Annotated in this window: 8 protein-coding genes; 7 read left to right on the top strand and 1 reads right to left on the bottom strand. The window is 33.4% G+C overall.

Features of this window, described 5'->3' with window-relative positions; all coding sequences use genetic code 11:
• Positions 1-186: 186 nt before the first annotated feature.
• The 7 genes from RWL86_RS07850 to RWL86_RS07820 all read left to right on the top strand — a co-directional run bounded on the left by RWL86_RS07850 (position 187) and on the right by RWL86_RS07820 (position 7,734).
• Positions 187-1,107, top strand: coding sequence for a peptidase U32 family protein (locus RWL86_RS07850; RefSeq protein WP_314078620.1), 921 nt, complete (start codon positions 187-189; stop codon positions 1,105-1,107).
• Between the two features lie 10 nt (positions 1,108-1,117).
• Positions 1,118-2,359: a U32 family peptidase gene (locus RWL86_RS07845; protein ID WP_314078619.1), complete on the top strand. Its 1,242-nt coding sequence runs from the start codon at positions 1,118-1,120 to the stop codon at positions 2,357-2,359.
• A 36-nt stretch (positions 2,360-2,395) separates the two neighbouring features.
• A complete protein-coding gene (locus tag RWL86_RS07840) occupies positions 2,396-2,728 on the top strand; it encodes a zinc ribbon domain-containing protein YjdM (RefSeq protein WP_314078617.1) in 333 nt (110 codons plus the stop codon).
• A 144-nt stretch (positions 2,729-2,872) separates the two neighbouring features.
• Positions 2,873-4,726, top strand: coding sequence for an acyltransferase family protein (locus RWL86_RS07835; RefSeq protein WP_314078615.1), 1,854 nt, complete (start codon positions 2,873-2,875; stop codon positions 4,724-4,726).
• A gap of 189 nt (positions 4,727-4,915) precedes the next feature.
• A complete protein-coding gene (locus RWL86_RS07830; RefSeq protein ID WP_314078612.1) occupies positions 4,916-5,836 on the top strand; it encodes an FAD:protein FMN transferase in 921 nt (306 codons plus the stop codon).
• A 26-nt stretch (positions 5,837-5,862) separates the two neighbouring features.
• Positions 5,863-6,471 carry an NADPH-dependent FMN reductase gene (locus tag RWL86_RS07825; protein ID WP_006703599.1) on the top strand — a complete coding sequence of 203 codons (609 nt, stop codon included), beginning with the start codon at positions 5,863-5,865 and terminating at the stop codon, positions 6,469-6,471.
• 27 nt (positions 6,472-6,498) lie between these two features.
• Entirely contained in the window at positions 6,499-7,734 is a 1,236-nt protein-coding gene (locus RWL86_RS07820) for an NAD(P)H-dependent oxidoreductase (RefSeq protein ID WP_314078611.1), read from the top strand.
• Between the two features lie 47 nt (positions 7,735-7,781).
• Here the strand turns inward: RWL86_RS07820 and RWL86_RS07815 are convergent, their stop codons facing one another.
• The gene (locus RWL86_RS07815; protein ID WP_314078610.1) at positions 7,782-8,498 is read right to left on the bottom strand and encodes a pseudouridine synthase; all 717 of its coding nucleotides are present in this window, start codon (positions 8,496-8,498) and stop codon (positions 7,782-7,784) included.
• Positions 8,499-8,749: the final 251 nt, after the last annotated feature.

Below are 8,749 nucleotides of genomic sequence, written 5' to 3'. Positions count from 1 at the left end.
ACTAAAATAGGGTTGGTGGATTTTCTCCATCAACCCTATAAATTATAGAACCTTTTTTGTTTGATATAAAAAAATCTAATTGAAAATTGTTCTCACTCAGGAAAACTAGATATGAGTGGAGATATTTTGAATTTTATGCTAATCTATATCAGTATATTTTTATTGAAAGAATAGGAGGCGTTTGGAATGATAGAGCTGATTGCAACAGTTGAATCAATCCAACAAGCACAAGCACTACTTGAATCAGGTGTAGATGTATTGTGCTTTGGTGAAGATTTATTTGGTTTAAGATTACCAATGTCGTTTTCACGTGATGAACAAAAAGAATTAACAGAATTAGCACATCGCTATGGTAAAAAAGTAAATGTAGCGGTTAATGCGATTTTTCATAATGAAGGAATTGCGAAAGTTCCGGAATATTTACAATTTTTAAAATCAATTAATGTAGATATGATTACAGTAGGAGACCCTGGAGTTGTTCAAATTATGAAGAACCCAGAATATTCAATTCCTTATTATTACGATGCTGCTGTGCTAGTCACAAGTAGTCGTCAAGTTAATTTCTGGGCTAAACGTGGTGCGATTGGAGCAGTGATTGCTAGAGAAATTCCAAGAGCAGAAATGGAAATTTTAGCAAGCCAAGTGGAAGTTCCAATTGAAGTGTTAGTTTATGGTGCAACATGTATCCATCATTCTAAACGTCCATTATTACAAAATTACTTTAACTATATTGAGAAAGAAGAAAGTGTTGAGAAAAAACGTGGGTTATTTGTGAGTGAACCAGCAGATGAAGATTCTCATTATTCAATCTATCAAGACATTAATGGCACACATATTTTCGCGAATAATGATGTTTCTCTTGCACCTTACTTATTAGAATTAAGTCAAATGGGTGTTCCTCAATGGAAATTTGATGGAGTTTTAACTCCTGGTGAAAACTTTGTTAAAGTGGTTCAGTTGTTTGATCATGCGCGTAAAGAAATTGAAGCAGGTACTTGGACAGTCGAAAAAAGTGCTAGCTTAGAATTACAAGTAAGAGAACTTCACCCAGAACAACGCGGATTAGATGCAGGATTTTATATTTTAAATCCAGAAGATGTGAAATAGGAGGAGACAAATGGGAAGAAAAATTTTGAAAAAACCAGAAGTTCTTGCTCCAGCAGGAACACTTGAAAAATTAAAAACAGCCATTTTATATGGTGCGGATGCAGTATTCTTAGGTGGAGAAGCTTACGGACTAAGAAGTCGTGCAGGGAACTTTGATTTCGAAGAAATGAAAGAAGCCGTTGAATTTGCGCATAGTCATAATGCTAAAGTATATATTGCAGCAAACATGGTGACCCATGAAGGAGACGAGAAAGGTGCGGGTGAATTTTTCCGTACAGTTCGTGACCTTGGAATTGACGCAGCAATTATTAGTGATATGGCATTAATGGATATTTGTGCTTCAGAAGCTCCTGGATTACCAATTCACCTTTCTACACAAGCTTCTGCTGCAAACTGGGAAACATTAAACTTCTGGAAAGATGAAGGGTTAGAACGTGTTGTATTAGCACGTGAAGTTTCAATGGCAGAAATTCAAGAAATGCAAGAAAAAGTGGATGTTGAAATTGAAGCATTTATTCATGGCGCGATGTGTATTTCATATTCAGGTCGTTGTGTATTGTCTAATCACATGGTACGTCGTGATGCGAACCGTGGAGGATGTGCGCAATCATGTCGTTGGAAATATGGTTTGTTTGATATGCCATTTGCGAATGAGAAAAATATGGTTGGTGCTGGTGAAGAAGGTATCGAAGAAAAATTCTCTATGAGTGCGGTTGACTTATCAATGATTCATAACTTGCCAGATTTAATTGAAGCTGGAGTAGATAGCTTGAAAATTGAAGGACGTATGAAGTCTATTCACTATGTTTCAACAGTGGCAAATGTATACCGTGCTGCAGTAGATAGTTATTGTGAAGATCCAGATAATTATGTATGTAAACAAGAATGGGTAGATGAATTATGGAAAGCAGCTCAACGTGAGTTAGCAACAGGATTCTATTATCAAATTCCTACAGAAGAAGAACAATTATTTGGTGCACGTCGCCAAATTCCACAATATGCATTCGTTGGTCAAGTGTTAGCATATGATCCAGAAACTCAAATTGCAACGATTCAACAAAGAAATAACTTTAAAGTTGGAGACCATATTGAGTTTTATGGGCCAGGCATGCGTCATCATGAAGAAGTGTTAACAACTTTATGGGATGAAAATGGTGAAGAAATCGAAGCAGCTCCTCATGCGATGATGATTTGCAAGATGAAAGTAACTGAACCAGTGAAACCATTAGACATGATAAGAAAAAGAAGGTAAAATAATTAAAAATAATTGATAGAAAAGGAGACGGTTATGTCATTACCAAATTGTCCAAAATGTAGTTCAGAATACACATATGAAGATGGTGTATTATTAGTTTGTCCAGAATGTGCTCATGAATGGGAACCAGGACAAGAAGTTGAAGAAGACGGAGTAGTTGCCATTGATGCAAATGGGAACCGTTTAGAAAATGGAGATACTGTAACAGTTATTAAAGACTTAAAAGTTAAAGGTGCTCCAAAAGATATTAAACAAGGTACACGTGTGAAAAATATCCGCATCGTCGAAGGAGACCACAATATTGATTGTAAAATTGATGGCTTTGGTGCGATGAAATTAAAATCTGAATTCGTTAAAAAAATCTAATGAATTTAAGTGAGGCTGGAGATTATCTCCAGCTTTTTTTGCGAATCCTTAAAAATCTTAAAAATATTTCAAAAGAGGTTTGACGGGAAATTTTCCAGAGAATATAATGGAGAGGAATACTAGTTAAAGGATGGAAAAATTCACGTGGCTCAACAAAATGTGATGCAAGAATCTCACAAAAATCCTAAATATAAACGTGTAGCAGCCATTGATGGCTTTAAAGGGATGATGATTCTTGCAATTATAGGATATTATTATTTTCAAAATTATTTGCCAGGTGGTTTTTTTGCGGTAAATGCATTTTTTGCGATAGGTGGCTATTTAGCTTTTCGTGATAACAAGCATTTATTTCATAAAAAGCCAGTTGAATGGCATTTGTCTTCAAAGTTAGCTCGATTATGGCTTCCCATGTTGTTTATGATTATTGGGACAGTCGCTTTCTTATTTATTGCATTACCGGAACAATTAAAAAATATTCGGATGATGTCTTTATCGTCCTTAGTATTTTTCAATAATTATTATCAAATTATTAATCAGCAATCTTATTTTGTACAATCGATTAATCCAAGTCCTTTTGTTCATTTATGGTATGTATCTCTTTATTTACAATTAATGTTAATAGCTGTTGGAATTAGAAAGTTATTCAATCGATTAAATTTATTACGAATGCAAGAAAGTTTAGTGCTATTGATTCTAAGTATCTTTTCAGCAATATTCATGACGGTTATGTATGTGATACAAAAAGATCCTTCGTATATTTATTATGCAATTTCAACTAGAATTTTCTCGTTTTTATTAGGAGGCTTCTTAAGTTATCTTACTGAAGGACAACTATCGTTAGCTTTATCAAAAAATAAATTTACAGCATTACTGACTCAATTAATGGGTGTTGGAAGTTTTCTAATAATGATTTGGATGATACTTAGCTTTAATGGTGTGCAAGATGAAACATATTTATATGGAATGCAATTATTCTCTGTAGTTTCTATTGTATTTTTATGGAGTATATTATATGAAAATTCTGTATTAAATTACTTCTTACGATTTAGAGGATTTACAATTTTTGGAAGAAGAAGTTTTTCTTATTATTTATGGTTTTATCCAGTGCATATGTTTGCACCCTATTTCCAAAATGGAGAAGAGTCTAGCATTGTATCTGTAGGTATTCAAATGCTTTGGATTATTTTATTAGCAGAAATTACTTATAAAGTATTTGAAACGAAAAAATGGATGGTTCCTTTTGGACAAACCTTCAGTCTGATGAGCATTCATTATTTTGCTGTAAAGGAATTACCACCGGTTAAGAAAATGATGGGAATGGCCTTTTCGTTTACTTATGTTATTTTAATCGGGTTAGCATTTGTCGGATTTTTCCAATCTTCAACGGAAACGAATTTAGTAGCGCAACAATTAGAGAGTGTCATTAAACGGAATCAAGAACTTATTGAACACACAACACAGGAAGAAAGTACAACAGTAGATCCGAATAAAGAAATTGAATTAAAAGAACAAATTGCTCAAGAGTCGATTACTTTTGTAGGAGATTCAATTTTATTAGCAGCAGCAGATAAAGTTCAAGAGTTATTCCCTAAAGCAATGATTGACGGGAAAATAGGAAGACAATTATATTCTAGTCCGACAACTTTAGAAGATTTAATTTCAAAAGGAAAAATGTCTGATCGAGTAGTAACGTTATTGGGAACGAATGGTACATTTTCTCAAAAACAATTAGATGAATATATTCGTATTCTTGGAGAAGATAGAGAGCTATATTTTGTGACAATTTTTGCTCCAGTGAAATGGAATAATGAAGTGAATCAGCAATTGCATGAAGCAAAAACTCGTCACGCAAATGTACACATTATTGATTGGTATGAATTAGCAAAAAATCATGCAGAGTGGTTTTATGAAGATAAGATTCATCCGAATAATCAAGGTGCTGAGGAATTAGCAAAATATTTACTAGAGTCTATTACTCAGATTAAGATGAATGAATAAAGGGTAACACCGTTATAGATAGTTGAAAGACTGTTTATAATGGTGTTTTTCTTTTTAGTTAAAGGAACAGTTGTGAAAATGTGTACTTATTTTATATAAAAGTAATGTGATGAAATGAGCTAAAATACTTGTGAAAACGCAAACGGTTTGGTATATTAGAGGTAAATGCAAAAGGAAAGAGGAAATTGTTTGCAAAGTGCTAGTCACAGTCTTCGATTAATGGGAGCGTCTATTACATTAACGATTTTTCATGAGAATGCGCAAAAATTATTGTTACAGAGTGAACAACTGTTGCATCTTTATAAAAATCGTTTCAGTGCGAATGATGCTGATTCAGAACTAATGGCGATTAATTTACAAGCCGGAAAGAAGTCAGTTCGAGTTCATCCGGAATTGTTTGAATTAATAGCGTTAGGAAAGAAACATAGTATTGCAACGAATAGTCATCTTAACATTGCGATTGGACCTTTAGTTCAAACGTGGAGAATTGGTTTTTCAGATGCTAAACTTCCTTCAGAAGAAGAGATTCAAAGGTTATTAAAAATAACAAATCCTGAAGAAATAGTCTTAAATGATTCAAATAGAGAAGTCTATTTATCAAAAGAAGGAATGAGAATCGATTTAGGAGCTTTAGCAAAAGGATATATTGCTGATAAGTTAAAAGAATTTTTGGTAGAACAAGGCGTTCAATCAGGAATCATTGATTTAGGCGGAAATATTCTTACGATTGGAGAAAATCCAACTTTTCACAGACCATGGAGAATTGGTATCCAAAATCCATTATTAGATAGAGGCGAACATGTTGCAGTGATTGCAGTATCGGATGCGTCTGTTGTAACTTCTGGGATTTATGAACGTCAAATAGTGGTAGATGGAAAAGCTTATCACCATATATTTGATCGAACAACAGGTTATCCAATGGAAACAGAACTAGTTAGTATTACAATTGTTGCTGAAAAATCAGTAGATTGCGAAATATGGACGACGCGTTTGTTTGGACAAAATCCATATGACATTATTGAAGAAATCGAACAACAACCTGGACTGGAAGCATTTGTGATTACAAAAAATCAAAAAATGATGTATACATCTGGAATTCATTTCGTTTAATCAGAGATGTATAGAAAGGAATTATTATGACAAAATTTATTGCACTTGTAGGAACAAACTCACAACGTTCTACAAACCGTACTTTATTACAATATATGCAAAATCATTTTGCAGATAAAGTTGAAATTGAATTAGTGGAAATTAAAGATATTCCATTATTCAACAAACCAGCAAATAAACAAGTACCAGAACTTGTAACAGAAATTGCTGCTAAAATTGAAGCTGCTGATGGAGTAATCATTGGTACTCCAGAATATGACCACGCTATTCCAGCTGTATTAATGAGCGCATTAGCATGGTTATCATATGGTATTCATCCATTATTAAATAAACCTGTAATGATTACAGGAGCATCTTATGGAACATTAGGTTCTTCTCGTGCTCAATTACAATTACGTCAAATTTTGGACTCTCCAGAATTAAAAGCAAATGTAATGCCAGGATCTGAGTTCTTATTATCTCACTCACTTCAAGCATTTGATAAAAAAGGTAATTTAATTGATTTAGATACAATTAAAAAATTAGATGCTTTATTTGATGATTTCCGTTTATTCGTGAAAATTACTCAAAAATTAAGAAGTGCTCAAGATTTATTACACAAAGAAGCAGAAAACTTTGATTGGGAAAATATTTAATATCACAATAAGAGAGGAAAAGACATTATGAAATTTGTAGGGATTGTAGGTTCAAATGCTGAACTATCATATAACCGTAAATTATTACAATTCATTCAACGTGAATTTAAATTAAAATTTGAATTAGAAGTTCTTGAAATTGATGAAGTTCCAGTATTCAATCAAGATGAAAAATGGGACGATTGCTTCCAATTACGTTATTTATATAACAAAATTACTCGTGCTGATGGTGTTATCATTGCAACTCCAGAACACAACCATACAATTACAGCATCACTAAAAAGTGTTTTAGAATGGTTATCATTTAAAGTGCATCCATTTGAAAATAAACCAGTTATGATTGTAGGTGCTTCATACCATGATCAAGGAACATCCCGTGCGCAAGTACATTTACGTAAAATTTTAGATGCTCCAGGTGTGAATGCATATACATTACCAGGAAATGAATTCTTATTAGGAAAAGCTAAAGAAGCATTTGATGCTAATGGAAATATCACGAATGAAGGAACAGTGAAATTCTTAGAATCTTGCTTAGATAACTTTGTAAAATATGTGGAGGTCGTTTCTAAATTGAAAAAACCAAAACCAATTGCTCCGGAAGATTTATATTGTACTAACCCAATTGCAACTACTATTCAAGGCGTTGACCCAGATGATCCAGATTGGGTAGAAAAAGCAGCAGAAATCGTTGGCGCTGTATCAGGAGATACTTATGTAAAATTAGATCATGGTATCTTAACAGTTAATCAAATTGATATGTTCTTAAAAGCAATGCCATTTGAGTTAACATATGCAGACGATAATAACCAATTCTTGTATTATAATAATGCTCACCAAGAACCAAGCACAATGTTTGGTAAACGTGTACGTGTTCAAGCGGGTAGCAGATTAGGAACTGTGCATGCTTCATTACCACCAGCAAGAATGAAAAATGTTGAGTGGGTTGTAGGTGTATTACGTAATGGTGACCAAGAATACGTTCGTACAATTGTTCCGGGACAACCAGAAGGAGTTATTAATACTCATAACTATAAAGCGATGTACTATCCAGATGGTTCATATGCAGGAATTAATGAAATTATCTTTAACTTCCAACCATGGTTAGATTGGTATTTAGAAACAACTGGTCAACGTTTAGTTGGAGGAAATGCTCCAGCTGCAGGAGGACATGGTTCTCATGGAAGTGCAGATGCAACTTCGGGAGCTTCATCTGATACTCCAAGTCATGGTGAAGCAGACGCAACTTCAAGTGCAAGTAACTAATTTAAACTAAAAGAGGCAAGCGAGAAAATCGCTTGCCTTTTTCGTGTTTAATCAAAATATTGTTTTAAAAGTTGTAGTTCGAACGAATTAAAAGGTCGATACTCGCCTGGTGCAAGAGAAGAATCAAGTACAAATTCACCGAAACGAATTCTTTTAAGGAAAGTGACTTTAACCCCAACACATAAAAACATCTTTTTAATTTGATGAAACTTTCCTTCTGAAATAACAACAGTAGCTTTACTAAATGATGGAGAAGATTCAAGAATTGATAATTTAGCAGATTTACAAATCGTTCTATCATAAAACATAATTCCATCGTGAAATCTTTGAATACAAGAACTGTCTAAAGGACCATTGACTTCGACATAATATTCTTTTTCAGTATGTTGAACGGGATTTAAAAGTCGATATCCTAAAGGACCATTGTTTGTTATGATTAAAAGTCCTTCAGTATCTCTATCTAAACGTCCAATGGGATAAAGACCTTCAACGTTTTCCTTATTAAATAAATCAATGACTGTTGGAAGATGTTCATCGATTGTAGCGGAAATGAGTCCACTAGGTTTATTCAACATAAAATATTTTTGAGAAGAGTCCTCGATTTGTTTTCCTTGAACTGTAATCACTTGAATTTGAGGGTCAACATTATTACTCACATGAGTTGCAGGAATTGAATCAATAAGAACTTCGCCGGAAGAAATTAATTTTTTCATTTGTTTCCGTGATAAATCAAAATGCTTCATCATTAAATGTTCAAGACGCATAAAAACCTCCAATTTTGTAATCGGAAAAATTATAACATATTTTTTTGGAAAATGGGGTTGACGATGACATATATCTGTGTTAAATTATTAAACGTTGTTGCGAAAACAACAAATCAACTCTGAAACAATTTTCAAAAATATGAAAAAAGTTGTTGACAGACAAAAACGCCTATGATAATATGTAGGAGTTGTCGCAATAAAGCGACGTTGACCTTTGAAAACTAAACAAAGAAGACAAACCAAATGTGTAG

The organism is uncultured Granulicatella sp. (assembly GCF_963515095.1).
Taxonomy (GTDB): Bacteria; Bacillota; Bacilli; order Lactobacillales; family Aerococcaceae; genus Granulicatella.
This window is presented reverse-complemented; position numbering and strand designations above follow the sequence as displayed.

Excerpts from the sequence above, each read along its gene's own strand:
- RWL86_RS07815 (WP_314078610.1), bottom strand. The coding sequence starts at position 8,498 with ATGCGTCTTGAACATTTAATGATGAAGCATTTTGATTTATCACGGAAA.
- RWL86_RS07845 (WP_314078619.1), top strand. The coding sequence starts at position 1,118 with ATGGGAAGAAAAATTTTGAAAAAACCAGAAGTTCTTGCTCCAGCAGGA.
- RWL86_RS07840 (WP_314078617.1), top strand. The coding sequence starts at position 2,396 with ATGTCATTACCAAATTGTCCAAAATGTAGTTCAGAATACACATATGAA.
- RWL86_RS07820 (WP_314078611.1), top strand. The coding sequence starts at position 6,499 with ATGAAATTTGTAGGGATTGTAGGTTCAAATGCTGAACTATCATATAAC.
- RWL86_RS07825 (WP_006703599.1), top strand. The coding sequence starts at position 5,863 with ATGACAAAATTTATTGCACTTGTAGGAACAAACTCACAACGTTCTACA.
- RWL86_RS07850 (WP_314078620.1), top strand. The coding sequence starts at position 187 with ATGATAGAGCTGATTGCAACAGTTGAATCAATCCAACAAGCACAAGCA.